Raw genomic sequence first — 22,510 nt, forward strand, 5'->3', positions numbered from 1 at the left:
TTAAATCATGGAATTTACACAGATCAAAGAAACCTGCCTTTATATCAATGATTTAGATAAGGCCGAAAAATTTTACCACGACAACTTAGGTATGCCGATTATTTCCAAGGAAATCAATCGGCATATTTTTTTCAGGTGCGGAACATCCGTATTACTATGCTTTATCCCCGAAACCACGCAAAAAGAGAGCAACCTACCTCCCCACTATGCAACCGGAAAACAACATGTCGCTTTTGAAGTAGCAGCAAAACTATACGAAGACAGAAAGAAGAATTTGATTGATTTAGGCATCAAAATCACCCATGAGCAGGAATGGAAAGAAGGGCTGAAAAGCTGTTATTTTGAAGATCCCTTTGGGCATGTTTTGGAAATTGTACCCAAAGGGATCTGGGAATAGTTTTACTTCCCTTCCCAAAAATCGGCATTTTCAATACCAGCTTCCTTGGAATTGAAAACAGGATCTTTGCCTTCTTTCAATTGCTTGGTATAATCCTTAAATACTTTTAAGGCCGGTTTGCGCAACAATAAAATTGCAATAATATTTAGCCAAGCCATAATCCCTACTCCAATATCCCCCATGGTCCAGGCCAATTTAGCCGTGCGGATCGCTCCATAGAAAGTGGTGATGAGGAATAGTATCCGCAATCCCCATAAAGACCAAGCCCTGTACTTTTCTCTGTTCAGATAACTCAGATTAGTTTCTGCGATATAGTAATAGGCCATGATAGTAGTAAAAGCAAAAAACAAAAGTGAAATGGCTACAAAGCCACTACCTAAATCAGGGAAATGGGTGGCCACTGCGTATTGGGTATATTCAGGACCTATTTCTACGCCTGGCAAATGCTCAATGATAAAGCCTCCCTCTGGATTGATCACATTATATTGCCCTGTAAATAAGATCATCAGGGCTGTGGCTGTACAAACAAACAAAGTATCCACATAAACAGAAAAGGCCTGCACTAGTCCCTGTTTGGCAGGATGACTGACCTCTGCTGCGGATGCAGCGTGCGGTGCTGAACCCTGCCCTGCTTCATTGGAATAAATGCCTCTTTTGACACCCCAAGCGATGGCCATTCCAAACACCCCACTGAATGCCGATTCCAAGTTGAAAGCAGCTCTGATGATCATAGCCAAAACCCCTGGCACCTCCTGAATATTCATGAATATAATCACGACTGCCATTAATATATAGGCCGCTGCCATAAATGGGATAACCACTTCAGCTACTTTACTGATACGCTTGACACCTCCTATAATGATCAAGCCCAGTAATACAGCCAGCCCTATCCCAGTAATTTCTGCAGGAATCTCAAAAGCATTTTTCATACTTAAGGCGATACTATTGCTCTGTACCCCAGGCATAAATACCGCCATACTCAATATAGTAGCAAAGGCAAACAATAAACCATACCACTTAACGCCAAGTCCTTTCTCTATATAATAAGCGGGACCACCCCGGTATTCTCCCTCATTGACCTCCTTATACAACTGCCCCAAGGTAGATTCTATAAATGCCGAAGCAGAGCCCAAAAAGGCAATTACCCACATCCAAAAAATCGCTCCTGGTCCTCCCATGGCTATGGCTGTAGCTACTCCTGCAATATTACCTGTTCCTACCCTACCAGAGATGGCCAAAGCAAAGGCCTGAAAGGAAGAAACTCCTCTTTCTGAAGGCTGGCCCTTAAACAAGAGCCGAAGCATTTCCTTCAGGTACCTCACTTGCAAAAATCTGGTCATGACAGAGAAATACACACCTGCCACCAAACACAGAACAATCAGGGCATTACTCCAAACTATATCATTGATACCTTCTACAAATTCTTTCATGACAGCTTATTACGATTCCTAATAGCAAACTAAACTTTCCTCACCAATCTAACTGGTTAATAAAACCCAAATAAAAGAAAAATATTTAACAAAATTCAAAATATTATTTCAAAAAATATATTTACAAAGCCCCAAACAATAGTATAAGTATGTTCATTTAATTAAAGTAAGTCTTTTAAAAAACCATGCTCTACCAAATTATACTATTTCTACTGGAATAATTATCCATTAACCTTCTTGGTTCACTTATACAAAAAATACTATTCAATAAGTGAAAAGCGTTTAATCCCATATCAAAAAACCCAATCCACAAATTCACCTTGGCATTTTATTCAATAAGATTGGTTTAATACAGATAGCTGATTAATTTTGGAGGAATTCATAGCAACATGAGCAAATCTCTAAGGAAAAAGAAAAGACTAGGAAGTTTTAAATTTATGAGTGTGCTTTTCAGCACCACCCTATCACTTTTTATTGTAGGGCTCTTTGGGGTAATTGTTATCCAAGCACGTACCCTTACTTCCATTATTAGGGAAAATATAGAAATCCAGGTTTTTCTGAACAAGAATATTTCAGAGGCCGACAATGCCAAAATCGGCAAATTACTGGAGTCCAAGCCCTACGTTCTGGACAAGGAAGATGAAGGTCCCCAGATCAATTATATATCCGCAGACGAGGCCGCTGCATCTTTTCTGGAAGACACTGGTGAAGATTTCGGTAAATTCCTCGACGACAACCCGCTTAGACACAGTTATGTACTTTCTGTCAAGGAAGAGTTTCAAACTTCTGATCAGATGGAAAAAATAGTCGCAGAGATTGAAGGCCTGAATGGGGTATTTGAAGTCACCTATATGAATGACTTGGTAGAATCAATCAATAAAAACCTGGTCAAGGTAAGTATGGTTTTAGGAGCTTTTATCCTGATCCTCATCTTTACCGTGATCATCTTAATCAATAATACCATTAGACTGGCACTCTTCTCACAACGTTTTCTTATCAGAAGCATGCAATTAGTGGGAGCAACCAAAGGCTTTATCAGAAAGCCTTTCCTGAACAGGTCCTTTATGTACGGGGCATTGGCAGGGATTTTTGCATCAGGCATTCTATATGGTCTGATAGAATACACCAAGGCCAATATTGATGGCTTTGCCCTCTTACAAAACGAAGAGATGATGTTGATGCTTTTTGGAGGCTTGATTTTATTGGGAGCCATATTATCCTTTTTCAGTACCCTTAGGGCAGTCAACAAATATTTAAACATGACATTGGACGAACTTTATTAAAATGGATCAAAACAACTTACCTTTTTCGAAAAAGAATTATACACTGATGTTGATAGGCATTGCTATTATCGTAGCAGGTTTTATCATCATGGGACTGGACAGTGAACCACATGGATTTGGATTTCTAGGCCTAACACTCGGCCCCTTGGTCACTCTTTTTGGATTTATTTTCGAATTTTACGCGATTTTTCATAAATCAGACAATTAAGTAATCAATGAGTATTATTGAAGCCATTATCCTGGGCATCATCCAGGGGCTAACAGAATTTTTGCCTGTTTCCAGCAGTGGGCATATTGAATTGGGATCATTTCTTTTGGGGGTTAAAGCCGCCGACAATCTTTTATTCACCGTAGTGGTCCATGCCGCTACCGCATTAAGCACCATCATCGTATTCCGTAAGGACATCATCAATATCATCCGGGATTTATTGAAATTCCAATGGAACGGAGGGACTAAATTTGCTGCTAAAATTGTGCTATCCATGATCCCTATTGGCATTGTGGGCGTATTTTTTGAAGAGCAGATTGAAGCCTTGTTTGGTGGAAAAATCCTCTTGGTGGGCGCCATGCTAATATTAACAGCCATATTATTGGCATTTTCCCACTTTGCGGCCAAAAGGGATGGGATAGTCACTTTTCCCAAGGCTATCATAATAGGCATAGCCCAAACTATTGCCATTATGCCCGGTATCAGCCGATCAGGCTCAACCATTGCAACAGCCTTACTGATAGGTGTGGAAAAGGAAAAAGCAACCAGATTTTCCTTCCTAATGGTTTTGATACCGATTTTAGGTGCCTCAGCGATCAAGCTTTTGAAGTTTTTCAAAGACCCTAGCATCGCAGAGGGCATTTCGACCATCAGTTTGACAGCTGGGTTCCTGGCAGCATTTATTGCCGGTTTGGCAGCATGTATATGGATGATTAATATTGTAAAACGGGGAAAGCTTATTTACTTTGCCATTTATTGCGCCATCGTAGGTACTATTGCCGTAATGGGTGGCTTATTAATGTAGCATGGACGAGAAACCTTACGGAGAAGTATTTCTGATCAACAAACCTTATCAATGGACCTCTTTTGATGTGGTGAAGAAGGTGAGAAATGCCTTAAAAATAAAAAAAGTAGGCCACGCAGGGACCTTGGATCCCTTGGCCACTGGATTGCTTATCATATGTGCTGGTAAAAAGACCAAGAGCATCAACGACTTTATGGGCCAGGAAAAAGAATATACCGGCACCTTTGTACTGGGCAAGACCACCGAATCCTTTGACTTGGAGCAAGAAGTAAAAGAGGTCGCCGATCCCTCTCACCTGAGTCTTGAGGACATCCAAACAGCCTGTAAAAAATTTACTGGGGACATCATGCAGGTCCCTCCTACCCATTCGGCAATTAAAAAGGACGGAAAAAGGGTTTATGAATCTGCCAGAAAGGGCATAGATGTAAAATTGGAGCCAAGACCGGTACAGGTGGCTACCTTTGAAATCACCCGTTGTGAACTACCTGAAATAGACTTCCGTATAGTATGTTCCAAAGGAACCTATATCAGAAGTTTGGCCAGGGACTTGGGCGAGGAATTGAAAGTCGGCGCTTATATGTCTGCCCTAACCCGCACCCGTATCGGCGACTTCCTCCTTACAGATGCTGTAGAGGTATTGGACCTAGTCGAAAAGATCAAAGCTGAAAAAGAAGCCAAGGGATGAAAATTTACGAAGGACTTGATCATTTCCTACCTGTAAAGAATGCTGTCGTCACCAGTGGGACCTTTGATGGGGTGCACTTGGGACATCAAAAAATATTGGCCCGCATCAGGAATATTGCTGACCAAATGGAAGGCGAAACTGTCTTGATTACCTTTTGGCCACATCCAAGGTTGGTTTTACATCCTGAGGAGCACAATTTGCGCTTATTGACGACTTTTGAGGAAAAAGCAAAGCTTCTGGAGAAAGCTGGAATAGATCATTTGATCACCATTCCTTTTACCAAGGAATTTTCCCAATTGACCGGAGAAGAATTCATCCAAAAAGTCCTCATTGATAAAATCCATACCAAGAAACTGGTCATTGGATATGACCACCGGTTTGGCAAAAACCGGGAAGGCAGCTTTGATCACCTCAAGGCCAATATTGACCGATATGGGTTTGAGCTCGAGGAAATATCCAGGGAAGATGTGGATCATGTAGGCATCTCAAGTACGAAAATCAGAAAAGCACTTCTGGCCGGACATATTAATGAAGCCACAGAATTTTTGGGCAGGCCCTATGAGCTGAACGGCATTGTGATCAAAGGTCAACAAATCGGTAGGTCCATAGATTTTCCAACTGCCAATATCCATGTGCCCAGCAACTATAAGCTCATCCCTGGAGATGGTGCTTATGTGGTGGAAGTGGCCGTGGGACAGAAAACTTACCAGGCCATGCTCAATATCGGCAACCGCCCAACCGTGGATGGCGTAGAAAAAACGGTGGAAGCCCATCTTTTTGATTATAATGACAATTTATATGACAAACAAATCACAGTTTATTTCAAAGATTTTTTGAGAGCGGAGAGAAAATTTGCAAATTTAGAAGAGCTTAAAGCTCAACTAAAAAGGGACAAGGAAAAAGCCCGGCAAATTTTTAATGAATCCTAGCTGCTTAAACTCATGATCAATAAAACTGTAAAAGATGCAGAGGAAGCCACCGCAGATATCAAAAGCAATGCTGTATTGATGTTGGGTGGCTTTGGTCTTTGTGGCATTCCAGAAAACAGCATCAAAGCCCTACTCAAAAAGGATATTTCCGGCCTGACCTGTATTTCCAATAATGCGGGGGTGGATGATTTTGGCATTGGCCTGATGCTGCAAAAGAAAATGGTCAAAAAGATGATCTCCTCTTATGTGGGTGAAAATGCTGAATTTGAGCGGCAATTGCTCAGCGGGGAACTGGAAGTAGAACTGATCCCCCAAGGCACCTTGGCAGAAAGAACCCGGGCCGGCGGTGCAGGTATCCCTGCTTTTTTTACCCCTGCAGGTGTGGGCACTGAAGTGGCCGAGGGAAAGGAAATGAGGGAATTTGATGGCAAACTCTATATTCTGGAAAGTTGGCTGAAGGCTGATTTTTCCTTGGTAAAGGCCTGGAAGGGAGATACCGCAGGCAACCTTATCTATAAGGGAACAGCCAGGAATTTCAATCCCATGATGGCTGCTGCGGGTGCCATCACCATCGCCGAGGTGGAAGAGCTGGTCCCTGCAGGTGAATTGGATCCCAATCAAATCCATACCCCAGGCATCTATGTGCAGCGCATATTCCAAGGTAAGGATTATGAAAAGCGGATAGAAAAAAGAACCGTAAGAGAATAGTTCATTTACCAGGCTTTAACCCCAAACAGCATGCTCAGCAAAATTCAAATCGCACAACGCATTGCCAAAGAAATCAAAAACGGCCAATATATCAATCTAGGGATTGGAATTCCTACCTTGGTGGCCAATTATATCCCTGATGACCTCGATGTGGTCCTACAATCAGAAAATGGCCTGCTGGGCATTGGCCCCTTCCCTACCGAAGATAATGTGGATGCCGACCTGATCAATGCCGGTAAGCAGACCATCAGTATGGTGGATGGATCAGTACTTTTTAGTTCTGCCGAATCTTTCGGAATGATCCGTGGCGGGCATGTTCACCTGACCATTCTTGGGGCCATGGAAGTTTCCGAAAATGGGGATATTGCCAACTGGAAAATTCCCGGCAAAATGGTCAAAGGCATGGGCGGCGCCATGGACCTAGTAGCCTCTGCAGAAAACATCATCGTGGCCATGCAACATTGCAGCAAAGATGGCAAATCGAAGCTATTGAAAAACTGCAGCCTGCCCATTACCGGCATCAACTGTGTCAAGAAGATCGTCACCGACTTGGCCTACTTGAAGGTGCTACCTGAGGGAGGTTTCAAACTGGTGGAAAGGGCTCCCGGAGTGAGCGTAGAAGAAATTCGATCCAAAACAGAGGGTAGATTGGTGGTAGAAGGAGATATTCCTGAGATGGATTTATGATTTTGGCATCAAGCTCTTGCTTTGGTTCATTATACCGTTGAGGATACTAGAGTAACAATATAACCATCATTCTTTTGAGCCACCCTATCATTATTGGTAAATTACAATTATTTCTTAGATTTTATCCAAAAGGAAACGTATGTACTACTATTCCCCAAGGTATCCCCAAGACTGCTATAGGGGAAACGCAACTATTCAGTACCCTTCAAAATCTATAATTCCTATCGTTATATTGAATCAAAAAATAGAATAGGAAATGAAATCATTGAAAACCTATATTCATTTTATTGGGGTATATTGCTTACAGAAAAACAGTAACTTACCCCCCTTTACTGACCGATATACACGAAACTTGTGCTTAATACTGAAAGAAACAGATGATTCTTGAGGATTTAGGATATGATTTAGAATTAGAAAACTACAGAAAAGATCAAAATCTTGATTCTTTTGGCCTGGGACGGGTTATCTCAGAGCATAAGGAAAGGTATGTTGTAAAAACACCTGAAAAAGAATATGATGGTGAAATAATCGGAAACTTACGATTTACTGCACATCACAGATCTGATTTTCCTGCTGTTGGAGATTGGGTAGCAATATCTGAATATGACCATGATAAAGTGCTAATTCATGCTGTCTTTCCAAGAAAAACCATAATTGAAAGACAGGCAGTTGGGAAACAAGGAGAAAAACAGATTATCGCCACAAATATTGATTATGCGTTTATTGTCCAAGCAGTTGATAGAGACTTCAATATTAATAGAATTGAAAGATATTTAACTATTTGCCACACTTCACAAGTAAGTCCGATTATTGTTCTCAATAAAATCGATTTGATAACTGACAATGAGTTATCAAAAGTGGTTAACAAAGTTAAAGAAAGAGTTAAAAAAGTTCCGATAATTCCCATAAGTAATGAGTCCCAAAAAGGGCTGATAAAACTCAATAAGATTATTGAAAAGGGCAAAACCTATTGTTTATTAGGCTCATCAGGCGTAGGTAAATCTACCTTATTGAACAATTTATCAGGAAGAGAGTCAATGAAAACCAATACAATTAGTGCTAGTACAAACAAAGGCCGGCACGTCACAAGTCATCGTGAACTAATTGTTCTAGAAAATGGCGGAATTATTATTGACAATCCAGGAATGAGAGAAGTCGGAATTGCAGATTCAAAAGAAGGATTAGAAATTACCTTTAATGAAATCTTTGAACTTTCTAGGGACTGTAAATTTAAAGATTGTACGCATACTACTGAAGTTGATTGTGCAGTTTTAAAAGCGGTTGAAAGTGGAAAAATAGATAAACTATCCTATGAAAACTTTTTGAAAATGGAAAGAGAAAAGGAACACTTTGAATCAACAGTTGCTGAAAAACGCAAGAAAGACAAGGATTTTGGAAAAATGATTAAGAATTATAAAAAAAGTAATCATAAAAAGCACTAAGCGCAATACTAGGTGCCCATACTATCCAAAAACGGAAAACAAGCCGACCTGGCTTCTCCCAAGAGAAGGTGAATGAAAAATCATTTACAAAACCCTTGGTAACGATATCAAAACCTATTCAGATGAGAAGATTAATAGAATTGATTTTTATAAGTTTACTTTTTTACAATTGTTCAAATAAAAAAACTGAATTAGTACTGCTTGGCACCGTTCACGAAACGGTTCACAATTTCAATGCAGACAGTCTTTATAATATCTTGACGAAAATAAAGCCTGATCTGATACTTTTTGAAGTTGATTCTTCCTTTTTCACTCAAGAATTCGAGTTTAAGAAAACTTGGGACAGTAATGAAAATATTGCCACCGTAAGGTATATGAACAACTTTGAGGTAGATGTAAGGCCATATGAATTTACAGGAAGGAACGAATACAGGATAAAAATAGGTTCCCGCCCCACAGATAGCAAAGCATATGAAATGCTGGACAGTCTATATAGGAACAATCAGCTGGATGAACCAAACAAAAACATTTATCAAACCTTTCAAGCAGTAAATGATTCCCTCAATGCATTGGCCTATTTAGGTGTCCGAGCCTTTAACAATCCTAAAACGGATCAAATCGCTCAAAAAAGGCAAGAATATCAGTATAAACAGCTATTAAGCATAATGGCCAAATATCCGATTTTTTCTAATACCGATTACTTTAAAGATGATGGTGATAGCATCAGTTATTTTGAAGGATATAAAAGGGCTTCTGAATTTTGGGATTTAAGAAATCATACAATGTCCAAGAACATTTTACACTTTATCAAAACCCAGGATTATAAGAAAATAGTTGTATTGAACGGCTTTTTCCACAGGTACTATTTGAACGCTTTAATTAAGCCTATGCAGGATGAATTGAATTTCACAATAAAAGAATTTTATGAATATTAAATTCAGCTATCAATAATGGCCGTAAGAATTTATTTTCACTAGGCCAAAACTGGAAATACTCACAAATTTTCGACTTGATGTTTACTTCACAAGATAAGTGATAAATCAAAAATCTAAACATAAGCGAAAAACATAACCTGATAAATAGAAAGTCTTTTTAGTTATTTTTTTTCACTTTTTTCTCAATTGTGTGATATATTATATAATCAAACCTTAATCCACTGTATAAAAACCACTTACAAAACATCTAGTCAATATATATATATCCAGGACAAGTTAATTTGTCCCTAAGCCTTGTTCAAAGGCAAAGGGACAAATTGAAAGAGAAATAATAATTAAAGACAATACCATGACACCTCCACATTCGAATTGCACCATTACTGTCCTCAAAAGAAATGCTTTGATTTACTGGATAACCCTCTTCCTAATATTATTTAGCCAGTTAAGCATTGCCCAGCAAAAGAATAAAAAAAAGTCAGTCGGCCCGGCTGGAGGGGATATTGAAATATCCCCCATTGAGTTGAGAGTGACCATCAACGATTTCTTTTACAAGTTCGAACGAACCATAACTGAGTCTGCAGACAGTATCATAAGGCTTGCCCCAAATCCATCCATTAAAAAGAACGCCTTAATTTGGAAAATGAATGCTATTCCTGTTGCCAATGGTGCCATATTCAACAGTGATGCTTTTCTTGGCTATATAGATATGGCTGTATTTACCTACCAAATGAAACTGTATTTTGAAAAGGGTGCTGGCAAAGAGTTATTTGGCGATCATCAGCAGATAGCCCTACAGGCGCTGGATTTAATCTGGGAAGATTTACTGGATATCGGCCGGAACCTGGTACCCGATAATGATATTTCCGAGGGCACCCAGGTGGTCATAGATTTCGCCGAACAACATCCCATTACCAGCTTATACTTTGTCAGGCAATCTACCATTCCACTAATGACCAAAATTCAAACTGTTGAGAAAGTTACCTTTAAAAAAATTGCCGAAGACATGTCCCAAAGTCTTGACGAATTGCGCTCTCAACTCAGTTCATATATGGCCGTATTGCCGAAACAGGTGCGCTGGGAAACCGAGTTTTTAATCAATAACACATTGATCCATCCTGAATTAACCAGTCGCTATGACTCCATTGCCCAACTCCTAGAGAGAACAGTATACTTAATAGAATCAAGCCCAGAATTAATTGAAAACCAACGCAAGGCATCTTTTGAAGACATTCGCAGTGAGCGAATGGCGGTTTTACAGGCCCTCCGTCAAGAGCGGGAAATCATCCTGGAAGAGATAAGAAAGGAAAGATCGATCGTATTAGCTGAATTATCCGAACAGTTATCCGTCCAAAGAGAAGCAAGTTTTAAGGATTTAACCTCCATGACCAATCAAAGCATTGAAATGACTTTTAACAATATGGAAAAATTAGTAGATAAACTCTTTTGGAGAACAGTCATAATGATTTCCATTTTGTTAGTGCTGGTATTTATTGGGGCTATCGTTTATAAAAAAATCTGAACTTGAATACAAAGCCTCGTCCAATCTGAAACCTTGGTCTATCCTTCCGGTACAGTAAATTTTCATTTCACATTGATAAATATTTAGGAGGCAAAGCAAACGTTCCCCTATAGATACGCCCAGTCCTCGTATACCCCTAGTATACCATACGTTTACTTTTGGCTAAATTCCAAGAAAACATGGTACTTTTTGAATCTCAATAAATGACATAATTATTCCCTACGGAATATGATCCAAGCGCCTCAATTGGGCCTGTTCGGCAATGATACTTCACCGCCTTTACCTCATATAGGGTGACAATTCCAATGAATCCTTAGCCAAGTCGTCTTTCCGATAATCAATAACTTAGGCTTCAAAATCAAAAACGATCAGATTATATCTCAAGAAATATAAAAACAGCAGTTTAACTGCATTAACAAAAATGAGTTTTATAAATTTAGGTTTTATAAACAGCAATTAACAGTGGATTTAACCTGCTATTTTTCATAGAAAAAAAACCGTATACCATTTATGCTAGAAATCAGAACAAATTGTGAAAACTATAATAAAGAACTGACCTATGATAGCATTGAAGCCATGATTTGTTCTTTTGAATGTACCTTTTGTGAGGACTGTGTAAATACTGTTTTACAAAACCCTTGTCCAAATTGCGGAGGAGAATTTGAAAAACGGCCAATAAGACCATCCAACTTAATATCCCAATACCCTCAAACCGATAATTCCCAATGAAAAATGATTTTTTAATATCAACGGACACTGAACTTCTGGATACTGATTATATAGTGGATTATTTATCTAATCAATCCTATTGGGCAAAAGGGAGAAAGCCTAAACGAATTATAGATGCAATAAATCATTCCTTCTGTTTTGGTGTCTATCTGAACAATGAGCAAATCGGATTTGCCAGAGTTATAACTGATTTTGGAGTTTTCGCATGGATATCAGATTTATTTATTGACCCAAAATTCCAAGGAAAAGGCTATGGGAAAGCATTAATGAAAGAAATCTCCAAACATGAAAGTCTTCAATCCATATCCCGATGGGGGCTAAATACTTATGACGCACATGGATTATATGAGCAGTTCGGGTTTGAAAAAGTGGATAATCCTGATATTTATATGGAAAAACTGATTAAGCAAGAATAAGTAAGCTATACCTTTACCACGGTATCTACCCCAATCAACTGACTATATTTCTAGAAAAAAAGCAGGAACCTCACCTTTATACAATGACTGTAAGTCATTACGGATCTATCAACATTATCCCAATAGAAATGACAGGGCTGAATCTGCTATTTCTGATTTTTCATGTTTCGGTATGGCAAGCAAAACATCTGTAGAAAATTTGTCATCCAAATCCAAAAAGGATAATTCTGGATAGTGATGACTCTTTTTTAAACTACTGGGAACAATAGAGATGCCCAATCCATTTCGTACCAATTGAATTATTGAATTTATATTATTGGACTCGTGAACAATATTAGGCTTAAATCCATATTGGGCACAAATCTCTATCAGATTATCATAATATACAGGAGCATAGTCTTTATTGAAAAACACAAAGACCTTATTTTTCAATAAGGACAAATCATCTCCCTCTTCTACCCTATCCATCTTATTATTAAAAACCAATGAATAAGTATCTTTAAACCATAACTGGGAGGAAATTTTTATTGAAGATAAAGGGGCTCTAATTATACCCAAATCCAATTTACTTTGTTCTAAGGCCAAAATTTGCTTGCTGGTAGAGACTTCATAGAGTTTAATCTTTAAATAAGGATATTTATTAGTTAAAAACTGAACAAGCTTAGCAATATCATCTGAAAATGTGGAACTGATATAACCGATCCTGTACTCTCCATTGATATTCTCTGAAATTTTTCTGGTCTTCATCATTATCGCGTCCAAATCTTGCATTTGACTGATAATTTCTTCCCTAAAATATTTACCGGCTTCCGTTAAGGAAACTTTTTTATTGCTTCTCTCCAATAGCACAGCCCCTAACTCATTCTCAAGCTCCTTTATTTGCCTGCTCAAAGGTGGTTGGGAAATACAAAGCCTTTCTGATGCTTTGGTAAAATTCAGCTCTTCTGCTACTGCCAAAAAATATTTTAAGTGCCTTAACTCCATTTCTATACCTTAAAAGTATTATTATATGATAAAATAAGTCTTTTTAAATCTAACAAAAGCTAAATACTTTTGAAAGACAAAACCTTATAAAAATGAATAAATCAACAGTCAGTGAAATAAAAGAAAGATTTGATCATGAGGTAGAAAGATTTTCAAATCTTGATACCGGTCAAATATCCACCATTGATGCACAATTATCTCTTGAACTTTTAACTGAAGCTGCTAAAAGGATAAATCCTGAGGCCAAAAACTTATTGGATATTGGCTGTGGTGCAGGAAATTATAGTTTAAAAATGTTATCAAAAACACCTCATCTTAATTGCACATTGGTTGATCTAAGCAAAGTAATGTTAGATAGGGCTAAGGAAAGAGTTGCTGCAAAAACAAACAAATTGGTAGAAACTATCCAAGGTGATATAAGAGTGATAAACCTTAAGGAAAATAGTTTTGACATCATACTAGCAGGTGCTGTCTTGCATCACTTAAGAGACGATGAGGACTGGGAAGTTACCTTCAAAAAATTATACCGTTTACTTAAACCTGGAGGATGTTTGATGATTTCAGACTTAATAACACAAGAAACCGATGCTATAAATAAATACACCTGGGACCGGTATGGAGATTATTTAGAAAAGGTGGGTGGAAATGATTACAAAAACAGGGTTTTCGACTATATAGAAAAAGAAGACTCTCCCAGATCAATGACATTTCAATTAGAACTAATGAAAAAGGTAGGATTTAGAAAGACCGAAATACTACACAAGAACATGTGTTTCGGAGCATTTGGTGGAATCAAATAAAAATCTATGTGATTATTCGTCAAGGTGCCAGTACCCAGAAATCCTTTGATGAAGTGGTCGAAAGCCTGTCTAACTGCTAGGTAGAACGAAGGATTGAAGACCGAAGCAAGGATTGTTTTAGTTTAAACTATCTTTTAGAACTTCTTCTAACCTTAACTGACACAATTGCGGGCATACATAAAAATCTAATTTTCAAAAGCTTCAGATCCAGTAAATTTTCTAATCCAGGACAAAGTGATTATTAAAACTGCCTCGGGAAATTAATTTTCAAATCTGAAGGAAATATTTTATTTTAATTAAAGTATTTTGCCTCCCCAAAAGGGGAACACCACCTAAAATCAAACAATGATTGCGGTCATAGTTTTAGCAGATGGTACCCTGGGGATTTTTAGAACACAGTTATAAACCAGAACCTCTACCCCTTAAACCTAAGAAAATGTCTATATCAAAAGAGTCAGAATTAATCGGGATGAAAAAAATCAGTGAGGTAGTAGCTACCACACTCAAGCTGATGAGAGCCTATGCTAAAGTAGGGATGACAACTAAGGAACTGGATGATTATGGTGCTGGAATATTAAAAAGCTATGGAGCCAAATCTGCGCCCTATGAGACTTATGGTTTTCCTGGATACTCCTGTATCAGTGTCAACCATGAAGCAGCGCATGGCATACCTTCAAAGAAAAAAATCCTAAAGGAAGGTGATTTAATAAATATTGATGTTTCAGCCGAATTGGATGGATTTTGGTCAGATAACGGTGGATCATTTGTATTGGGAAAGGACATTTACCATCACCAAAAGCTAGTGGATGCCTCTAAAAATATTTTGCGAAAAGCGATAGAAAACATTAAAGGAGGGGTTAAGATAGCAGATATTGGACATTTGATTGAAAATGAGGCCAAGCAATCAGGCTTCAAGGTATTAAAGAATTTGGCCGGGCATGGCGTGGGAAGAAACTTACATGAAGCACCTGAAGACATCCTTAATTACAGGGTAAAAACCAATAAGGAAAGGTTCAAAAAAAACACTACCGTAGCGGTCGAAACTTTTATCTCTACCCAATCCAACTTTGCTGTCGAACTTGATGATGGTTGGACATTGGTGGGTAATAAAGGAGGTTATGTGGCTCAGCATGAACATACCATTTTGATAACGGATCAAAGTCCCATCATTTTGACCCAAGCAAACGAAATTTGGAATTAACCACCCTATGAAAGTTACCGCCGAGCATAATGAACGTATGGCAAAATTGACTTTTGCATCTGTATATCCCCATTACCTATCTAAAATTGAGCGGAAAGGCAGGACAAAGGAAGAATTACATCAGGTAATCAAATGGCTAACGGGTTTTGATCAAGCCAAAATCCAAGAATTTATAGCGGATAAAATTACCTTTGAAACTTTCTTCAAAAATGCAAAATTGAACCCCAATGCCCAGCTCATCAAAGGGGTGATCTGTGGCTACCGAATAGAGGAAATAGACAATCCCCTAACCCAAAAGGTAAGGTATTTGGACAAGCTTGTAGATGAATTGGCAAAAGGAAGGCCAATACAAAAGATATTGCGCTGAGATCGAAATGACAATGATATTCCATAATCATTCTAAGACCATCCCCACACCAATTTTCCCCAACAAATAAGGATTATGGTCGATCACCAAGATATCATTATCTTGACTGAGCCCTAGAAGGATCTCAAAGAGCAAATCAATATCCTCATAATGAAGACCAGTGCTGGGCTCATCCAAAATCAATAGCTGATCTTTGGTCTTATTTTTTAGCCAATTAAGCAGTAATAAACGCTGCTTTTCACCTGAAGAGAGAGATTTTACATTTTGGTCCAAACTCAAATGCGATAAGCCAATGCTCTCAATTTGCTGAAGAAAGGACAGATTTGAGCTGGCTACATTTTGATCAGCCAACCACTCCCCTAATTCTGTGATGGACATGGCCAATACTTCCGCAATATGAAGCCCTCCTACCCGATATTCCAATATATGCGCTTGGTATCGTTGGCCTTGACACATTTCACAAGTTTCGATATAATTGGCCGCAACATCAAGACTGGTGGAAACCGTTCCTATTCCCTTGCAGTTAGGACATTGGCTTGCTTTATTTTTATATGAAAAGTCTTTTGCCTTCAATCCTGTTGCCTTCGTGAAGACCTTGCTGATGTCTTTTAAAAGATCCAAATAAGCAACAAGCAAAGTACTGTTATGGGCATGCAGTCTTTTAGGCTCAAAATACTGCGCTCCAGCATATGGTTTGGGCCAATCTATAGCGGCACAATTCACAGGATGAGCTGAGCTGATGCTCGGTATCAGGATCTCTTTCACCAAAGTGGTCTTCCCTATCCCAGATTTACCCGTAATGGCTGTAATTCCCCCAACAGGCACTTCCAAGGATTCCCTTACCAAGGTATGTTTCGCCAACTTTTGCAATGAAATAGCCGTCTTTCCTGACTTCAATTCAATAGCTGTACTGATCTGCTTTAGAAATGGATGACAATCCGGCCGCTTCAAAAATGCTGCTGGGCTACCCTGAAAAGTTATATATCCCCCATCCTTACCGGCTTTTGGGCCTATCTCTACCAAATTATCGGCAGCCATCATGATTTCTTTATTATGCTCAATGACGATCACAGTATTGCCCTTATCCACCAATTCCTTTAAAATATTCACCAAGTCAGGAATATTTTCCGCTGACAATCCTGCAGAAGGCTCATCCAACAAATAGGTAATGCCCTTCAGCGGACTGTTTAGCTGCTTGATAAGCGCGACCCTTTGTTGCTCTCCCCCACTCAAGGTAGATGACTTCCGATTGAGCTGAAGATGATCGATATGCAATTCTCTCGCCTTTTTAAGCGTATTGGCCAAATGCGTCCTTACACTTTCAATCAATCTTTGGTCGATGGTTTCTGTAGCCACAGATAGGCTTAGCCAAGCATCAAGATTTCTAAAGTTCATTGATTTAAGTGCATGGATCGATTTACCTCCAATCTGAACCTCTAATCTTTCTGGCTTAAGTCCACTCCCTTGGCAATGACTACAAGTGGAATAAGAAAGCAGGGTTTTAAGAGGCTGATATTTGTTCTTTCTGGTTAAAAAATACTCATCCATAAGGTATTTGAAAAGTCCCTTCCACTTCATCTTGACCTGCTGTGTGCCTTCCCGCGTTTTGGTCTTAAACTTCCATATCGCCTCCCAAACTTTGTCTTTTGAACCTTTGAATACCACATCTCTTTGAACAGAAGTCAAATCCTTAAATGGCGTGTGCTGGTCAAAACCATATTCCTTCCCCACTTCCTCCAAAATAGCCATATACTGGCCGCTGGCCTGTCCATAATAAGCCAAGGCTTTATGGTGCTCAAACAGCCCTTCTGCAATACTTAGGTTTTCATCCAGTACAATCTTTTCGAGGTCGGGAAGCAACTCCTGCCCCATACCATCACAAACGCCACATTTACCCAGTTCATGATTACTTGAAAAGTGACTGGCTGACCACTCCAGTCCGTCGTATTGGGCTTTTCTGGAAAAAGCAAAACGCAGACTTTTATCGAAATCAGTTTGTTGGGCAATATCAGAACGCTCGGAAAAATCCTTCTCCTTACGCGTAATACAAATACTCGGCGTAAGGCCTTCAATATAATCCACTTCAAACTGAAAATTCACCCCCACCCTGGATTGCTGATAGCTGGAAAATTGCTTGGTCATTTCCTGCAGACCATATCCATGCAAGGTATCAATCACTAAAGAGGATTTTCCCGAACCTGAAATTCCGGTAACTACCGATAATTGACGCTTGGTCAATCTCATGCTTATATCTTTAAGGGCATGGGTACGGGCTCCTTTTATAGTAATGATATCCCTAGCTTGTTCCGCGGGCAAATTGGCTTCTTCCACCTGGGATGGCAAGGCATTATCTACCAAAGTATCGCATTCAGTTTGGAAAAGCGGATGATTTTCAAAACATACAATCCCGGCTGTTTGCTTTTTAAGTTGGTTCAAGGCAGTGATCAATTGCTGTACATTCTGATAATGAAGCCCGATACTAGGTTCCTCCAACAGCAAAACCGTCTTCTTGGAAGGCTTGGCAAAATGTTTGGTCAACTTAATACGCTGAGCTTCCCCACCCGACAATGTATTAGAAGGCTGCCCCAGTTTAATATAGCCCAATCCCAATTGGATCATCAAGGCCAAAATCTCTGCCAATTTCTTTTCTTCCGCAAAAAAGACTTGAGCTTCCCGGATACTCAAATCATATATTTGAGCTATATTTTTTTCTTTCCAATTTACTTTTAGCACTTCAGGCTTAAAGCGCTTTCCATTGCAGACAGGGCAAACTTGATTGATATTCCCCATCACGCTCATAGATAAGGTAATTACCCCAGCTCCTTCGCAGTTGGGACAGCGGCCACTTTTATTATTAAAGGAAAAAGCGCCTTTTGCCAGTTTTAAGGATTTAGCCTCTGGTGTTTTGGCCAGCAAATCCCGGATCTTATCAGCCAGTCCCGTATAGGTAGATGGATTGCTTCGGGGTGTTTTGCCAATCGGCTGGTCTGTAACGCTGAGCATTTTCAAACCTTCCTCTTCACAAAAAGCAGCTATTCTCCCAATCAACTCACTCGTCTTCCTACTCAATACGGATAAGTTTTGAGCCTTGGGTTGGAAGGCTTGCTCTTGTACAAGGTCAACCAAACCTGAAGATGCTTCCTTTGGCTGGCGAAGGGCAGTTAAGGTCGGACTGCTCAATGCTTTGCTTTGCAAGAATTCTTGAATTCGCCCATTAAAAACCACTTCTCCACCTTCTACTCCTGCTTTTGGCCCCAATTCCACCACCCAATCTGCCGATTGAATGAAATTCAAATCATGCTCTACTACCATCACGGTATTTCCACGGCGAATCAATCGATCAAAAATATGGCGAAGATGCTGTTGATAGGCTGCTGGCAGGCCAATAGAGGGTTCATCAAAGACATACAAAATCCCTTGTAAACTGCTGTTGACCTGTTTGATCAACTTTATGCGCTGTGCATCACCAGAAGAAATGTCCATGCTGGATGTACTCAGCTGATAATGCTCCATCCCCAGTCTCACTAGATCAAGCAACTGGGTACACAGCTTATCGACCAATATTTTTTCTCCACCAGACAGGTTCTGCTCCTGAAGACGATCATACAATTCCTTTAATGGAAGCTCCATCCACTCCTGAAAGTTCATGCCCTTCCATCGATATTTCAAATGATCTGCTTTTATTCTTGCCCCAAGACAATCCGGACAAATTTTAGAACTGACAAATCGTAATATGCTTACATTTCTATCCAATCGAAGGATATCAGACATGATCGGGATGATGCCCCTGTAGTAACCTTCCTCGCGAGGTTTTGCCTTGAATCCCTCCCACCTCAAACGTGATTCCAAGCTGTGTTTACCGTAAAAAACCTTGATACGATTACTGCCATAAAGGATCACATCCTGCTGTTCAGTACTGAGTTGCTTCCAAGGCACATCCACCGAAAAACCGTGCGCCTCACATACCTTGTTCAACTCCTCCACGGTTACCTGGGAATAAACTATATAGCCATTGGGTAAGGTGGTGGTGATTGCTCCTTCCCGCAATGTTTTATTTTCATCCCCCACCAATTTATTGATGTCAATGTATTCCGCCTCCCCAATTCCCCGGCAAGTTTCACAGGCACCCTTAGGATGATTAAATGAAAACAATGATTTACTCATGCTATGCTCTCCTGCATAACGGGCAAACAATACCCTAAATAATGGGGTCAGCTCAGAAAGCGTCCCGAAAGTGGCATTTAAAGATTGGAACCGTTTAGATTGCTCCACCTTAATTACAGGTGGTAATTCAGTAATACTGTCTACCTCTGCTGTAGGGATAGTTTGTGCATTTTGCTGGTTATAGGCCGGCAAGCTCTCCAAAAAATAACGATATCCCTCATTGGCAATCACCCCCATGGCCAAGGAGGATTTTCCCGATCCCGATAAGCCCGTCACTACAATCAGCTGATTTTCGGGAATATTCAATGAAACGTTTTTGAGATTGTTTTGGTGAGCTTTGGTAATGCGCATAAAAAGGTGAGATCTTTATTTGTAGTTTGCAGGTTCAAAGATATAAAGAATCTTAGCGTACCAATAAGGCAAGCAAACCGAATTTGGGGTGTTTTAGTTTACTTCCTTTTGTACGCCTCTCTTGTTGCGATTAACAAATGGTGTACTAGGGAGGTTTTATTTTTTGGGGATTTAGAATATTAGGAAAACCCTGGCTTTATCTCCCTTTATTAACAAAAGTCTGGTTATCTGAAATTGCTCTGGCCTCACAATCGTTACCAAATGTTTGATGTATAAAAGATAAACAAAAACTACCCTTACTTCTCCAAGACTTATGGGGGAATTATCCATAAGTCTTGGATAGGAGAAACACGGGATAAACACGGGATAAACACGGCTTAACTAGAGGTTAAACACGGGTTAAAAAGTTTTTATCTATCATATTTCAATACAATGGGAAAACTATATGTAGTTTATAGTTTGTCGACTCTTTGAACGATATAACTGTGAAGAAGCATGATGAATTTATTATTATGCGAAAGCAGCTCAAGATTGGCAAAATAAGCATAAAAGGATCAAGTTCATGTGGAGAGCAGAAAAATGAAAAAAATAGGTATTCCCATGCATAAAGAAATGAAACTTCCTTCCCAATTCAACTTAAAACAGTGATTCACCAAAATGAACCGCCCTAAAACATTCCTAAGACTGATTTGTTTTAATTTCAGTGTAATAACAAATTAGACATGAAATATTTAGCATTATTAATATTGGGAATAGGAATCTGTCTGCAACAAGAACTAATGGCACAGTCATTATCCAAGCATCAGTGGAAGGATAGACTTTTGATCATAAAGACCAATGACCTGGCTGACTCCCTATATACCAAACAAATCGCCGCACTAAAGAAAAACTTGGATGAATTGGAAGAAAGAAAATTGGTCGTTTACAAAGTCCACAAAGGTAAATACCAAACTGACCTCGGAACTAAAAAAAACTGGACAAAAATTGACAGTTCTCTTATACGTGATGATTTCAAAATCATCACGGAAAACTTTGAAATCACCCTTATTGGACTCGATGGGCAGGTTAAGCTCAGACAAAATACTTTTTTGGAGCCAAATCAATTATTTGGCAGAATAGATTCCATGCCTATGAGGAGGCAGGAGATTAAAAACAAATCCAATCAATAATAATGATATCTCTCCATCACCAATAAACTAATGAGCCCCAAAAAGATCAATTCATCCTTTGGCTTTCATAACTATTCATCATCAATTCTCTTCCAAAACAGTGACTTTCCAAAGGTTGGCAAACCCAAATAGCCCCTTACTTCTACTCTGTCCTTATCTATTAATTTTACTAAGCATTGATAACTTTCTCCACTTTCTGGATCATAAATTTCACCTCCTGACCATTTACCGTCATCATACTCCAATGCCTGAATCAAATGGATTTTACTAAGGGATTGATTTCTAAGTTGAGGATCTTTATTATTTACATCCTTTCTGATTTTTCCGTTTTCCCTCTCCTTTTTTAGCCAAGCTATTTTCCCAAAATATGCTCCTTCATTTTTATAAATAAGCACTTTTGCCTCCTCATCTTCTGTCAACCAAAGCCCCATAATATCATCGGCCTTTTGGGCATAAGAACTTGATAAGATGATAAAATTCATCACTAGAAAGTAGATTGCTTTATTTGGCATATTTGATTTTATGTATATCCGCAATTGCACAAGTAAGTTTTACCATTCAAAACATTCCCTATTAAGAGAATACATATCTCTCAGAAATACTAATTTAAATCTGTCTAGATCCGTGGAGTCTCCCGATAAATCAGGACAGGCCGTGAGAAATAAGTTTACTGGTGTTAAAACGTATAATCATATTTGATTTTTTTCAAAATTAATGATTTGAATTACAAAATTCCATCAGACCTGAACTATCCTCCTTCCTTCATATCAGGGATTCCTTTATTTAAATTAGAGATAAATAGCTTTTTTTATAAGCCATGTCCTTCCACTAAACACCTCACCATACAATTTCCTACTAACTAATATTTTAAAAGAATTCTTTGTCTTTTTTTGGGGAACTCAATTCATTCTTTAGTAGTTTTGCAACTTATATTTGAAAAGAGCATATGAAAAATTCTGAGATAAAATTTAAAATTAACCTTGACGAGAAGAATCTGCCAAAAACCATTGAATGGGATGCTACAGATAAAGAAGGTGATGGTTCGGAAGAAACCAAAAGTATAAGTTTAAATGTCTGGGATAACCTAAACCACAGTACACTTAGAATCGACCTATGGACAGAGGAAATGTCAGTAGTAGAAATGAAAAGGTTTTATATTGACATTTTGGGTGGTATGGCCCAAACCATTCTGAACAGTACAGGTGATGAGTATATGTCAGAAGAAATGAAGGACCTCTGTGATAGATTGGTTCAACATGTCAATGAGGAAAATAAAAATGTCAAATAAGCTGTTTTCATCC

The 22,510-nt window shown here is 39.0% G+C and carries 22 protein-coding genes; 18 read left to right on the forward strand and 4 right to left on the reverse strand.

Features of this window, described 5'->3' with window-relative positions:
* The first annotated feature begins 7 nt into the window (after nt 1–7).
* On the forward strand, nt 8–397 hold the full coding sequence (locus H7U17_RS17030; protein ID WP_186757952.1) for a VOC family protein: 390 nt from the start codon (nt 8–10) through the stop codon (nt 395–397).
* A 2-nt stretch (nt 398–399) separates the two neighbouring features.
* Here H7U17_RS17030 and H7U17_RS17035 read toward each other — a convergent pair whose 3' ends face one another.
* Entirely contained in the window at nt 400–1,827 is a 1,428-nt protein-coding gene (locus H7U17_RS17035; protein ID WP_186757953.1) for an alanine/glycine:cation symporter family protein, read from the reverse strand.
* Nucleotides 1,828–2,216: 389 nt separating this feature from the next.
* Between H7U17_RS17035 and H7U17_RS17040 the strand changes: the two genes are divergently transcribed.
* From H7U17_RS17040 to H7U17_RS17095, 12 genes are all read left to right on the forward strand, one after another.
* Nucleotides 2,217–3,110 carry a cell division protein FtsX gene (locus H7U17_RS17040; RefSeq protein ID WP_186757954.1) on the forward strand — a complete coding sequence of 298 codons (894 nt, stop codon included), beginning with the start codon at nt 2,217–2,219 and terminating at the stop codon, nt 3,108–3,110.
* A gap of 1 nt (nt 3,111) precedes the next feature.
* Nucleotides 3,112–3,318 carry a DUF3098 domain-containing protein gene (locus H7U17_RS17045; RefSeq protein WP_186757955.1) on the forward strand — a complete coding sequence of 69 codons (207 nt, stop codon included), beginning with the start codon at nt 3,112–3,114 and terminating at the stop codon, nt 3,316–3,318.
* Between the two features lie 7 nt (nt 3,319–3,325).
* The gene (locus H7U17_RS17050) at nt 3,326–4,123 is read left to right on the forward strand and encodes an undecaprenyl-diphosphate phosphatase (RefSeq protein ID WP_186757956.1); all 798 of its coding nucleotides are present in this window, start codon (nt 3,326–3,328) and stop codon (nt 4,121–4,123) included.
* A gap of 1 nt (nt 4,124) precedes the next feature.
* The gene (gene truB, locus H7U17_RS17055; RefSeq protein ID WP_186757957.1) at nt 4,125–4,808 is read left to right on the forward strand and encodes a tRNA pseudouridine(55) synthase TruB; all 684 of its coding nucleotides are present in this window, start codon (nt 4,125–4,127) and stop codon (nt 4,806–4,808) included.
* Nucleotides 4,805–5,737: a bifunctional riboflavin kinase/FAD synthetase gene (locus H7U17_RS17060; RefSeq protein ID WP_186757958.1), complete on the forward strand. Its 933-nt coding sequence runs from the start codon at nt 4,805–4,807 to the stop codon at nt 5,735–5,737. Before truB ends, H7U17_RS17060 begins: the two co-directional genes overlap by 4 nt.
* 12 nt (nt 5,738–5,749) lie before the next feature.
* Entirely contained in the window at nt 5,750–6,445 is a 696-nt protein-coding gene (locus H7U17_RS17065) for a CoA transferase subunit A (protein WP_186757959.1), read from the forward strand.
* 30 nt (nt 6,446–6,475) lie between these two features.
* A complete protein-coding gene (locus H7U17_RS17070; protein WP_186757960.1) occupies nt 6,476–7,132 on the forward strand; it encodes a 3-oxoacid CoA-transferase subunit B in 657 nt (218 codons plus the stop codon).
* A gap of 377 nt (nt 7,133–7,509) precedes the next feature.
* On the forward strand, nt 7,510–8,574 hold the full coding sequence (gene rsgA / locus H7U17_RS17075) for a ribosome small subunit-dependent GTPase A (protein ID WP_186757961.1): 1,065 nt from the start codon (nt 7,510–7,512) through the stop codon (nt 8,572–8,574).
* 122 nt (nt 8,575–8,696) lie between these two features.
* Nucleotides 8,697–9,509, forward strand: a complete 813-nt coding sequence (locus tag H7U17_RS17080; RefSeq protein ID WP_186757962.1) for a hypothetical protein — start codon at nt 8,697–8,699, stop codon at nt 9,507–9,509.
* Between the two features lie 349 nt (nt 9,510–9,858).
* On the forward strand, nt 9,859–11,028 hold the full coding sequence (locus tag H7U17_RS17085) for a hypothetical protein (protein WP_186757963.1): 1,170 nt from the start codon (nt 9,859–9,861) through the stop codon (nt 11,026–11,028).
* Nucleotides 11,029–11,538: 510 nt separating this feature from the next.
* Nucleotides 11,539–11,757 (forward strand): DUF1272 domain-containing protein, encoded by a 219-nt coding sequence (locus H7U17_RS20815; RefSeq protein ID WP_186757964.1) that lies wholly within the window; start codon nt 11,539–11,541, stop codon nt 11,755–11,757.
* Nucleotides 11,754–12,173 (forward strand): GNAT family N-acetyltransferase, encoded by a 420-nt coding sequence (locus tag H7U17_RS17095; RefSeq protein WP_186757965.1) that lies wholly within the window; start codon nt 11,754–11,756, stop codon nt 12,171–12,173. The genes H7U17_RS20815 and H7U17_RS17095 overlap by 4 nt, the downstream gene beginning before the upstream one ends.
* Before the next feature lie 114 nt (nt 12,174–12,287).
* Here H7U17_RS17095 and H7U17_RS17100 read toward each other — a convergent pair whose 3' ends face one another.
* A complete protein-coding gene (locus H7U17_RS17100) occupies nt 12,288–13,157 on the reverse strand; it encodes a LysR family transcriptional regulator (RefSeq protein ID WP_186757966.1) in 870 nt (289 codons plus the stop codon).
* Nucleotides 13,158–13,249: 92 nt separating this feature from the next.
* Between H7U17_RS17100 and H7U17_RS17105 the strand changes: the two genes are divergently transcribed.
* From H7U17_RS17105 to H7U17_RS17115, 3 genes are all read left to right on the forward strand, one after another.
* On the forward strand, nt 13,250–13,957 hold the full coding sequence (locus H7U17_RS17105; protein ID WP_186757967.1) for a class I SAM-dependent methyltransferase: 708 nt from the start codon (nt 13,250–13,252) through the stop codon (nt 13,955–13,957).
* A gap of 436 nt (nt 13,958–14,393) precedes the next feature.
* The gene (gene map / locus H7U17_RS17110; RefSeq protein ID WP_186757968.1) at nt 14,394–15,158 is read left to right on the forward strand and encodes a type I methionyl aminopeptidase; all 765 of its coding nucleotides are present in this window, start codon (nt 14,394–14,396) and stop codon (nt 15,156–15,158) included.
* A gap of 7 nt (nt 15,159–15,165) precedes the next feature.
* Nucleotides 15,166–15,525 carry a DUF2200 domain-containing protein gene (locus H7U17_RS17115; protein ID WP_186757969.1) on the forward strand — a complete coding sequence of 120 codons (360 nt, stop codon included), beginning with the start codon at nt 15,166–15,168 and terminating at the stop codon, nt 15,523–15,525.
* Between the two features lie 27 nt (nt 15,526–15,552).
* Here the strand turns inward: H7U17_RS17115 and H7U17_RS17120 are convergent, their stop codons facing one another.
* The gene (locus tag H7U17_RS17120; RefSeq protein ID WP_186757970.1) at nt 15,553–20,040 is read right to left on the reverse strand and encodes an excinuclease ABC subunit UvrA; all 4,488 of its coding nucleotides are present in this window, start codon (nt 20,038–20,040) and stop codon (nt 15,553–15,555) included.
* Nucleotides 20,041–20,762: 722 nt separating this feature from the next.
* Between H7U17_RS17120 and H7U17_RS17125 the strand changes: the two genes are divergently transcribed.
* On the forward strand, nt 20,763–21,209 hold the full coding sequence (locus tag H7U17_RS17125) for a DUF4174 domain-containing protein (RefSeq protein ID WP_186757971.1): 447 nt from the start codon (nt 20,763–20,765) through the stop codon (nt 21,207–21,209).
* Between the two features lie 71 nt (nt 21,210–21,280).
* Here the strand turns inward: H7U17_RS17125 and H7U17_RS17130 are convergent, their stop codons facing one another.
* Nucleotides 21,281–21,721: a DUF2147 domain-containing protein gene (locus tag H7U17_RS17130; protein WP_186757972.1), complete on the reverse strand. Its 441-nt coding sequence runs from the start codon at nt 21,719–21,721 to the stop codon at nt 21,281–21,283.
* Nucleotides 21,722–22,155: 434 nt separating this feature from the next.
* Here H7U17_RS17130 and gldC point away from each other — a divergent pair, with 434 nt between their 5' ends.
* Nucleotides 22,156–22,497 (forward strand): gliding motility protein GldC, encoded by a 342-nt coding sequence (gene gldC, locus H7U17_RS17135; protein WP_186757973.1) that lies wholly within the window; start codon nt 22,156–22,158, stop codon nt 22,495–22,497.
* The last annotated feature ends 13 nt before the right edge of the window (nt 22,498–22,510 follow it).

Origin of the sequence: Echinicola salinicaeni, assembly GCF_014280965.1 — a bacterium.
Taxonomy (GTDB): domain Bacteria; phylum Bacteroidota; class Bacteroidia; order Cytophagales; family Cyclobacteriaceae; genus Echinicola; species Echinicola salinicaeni.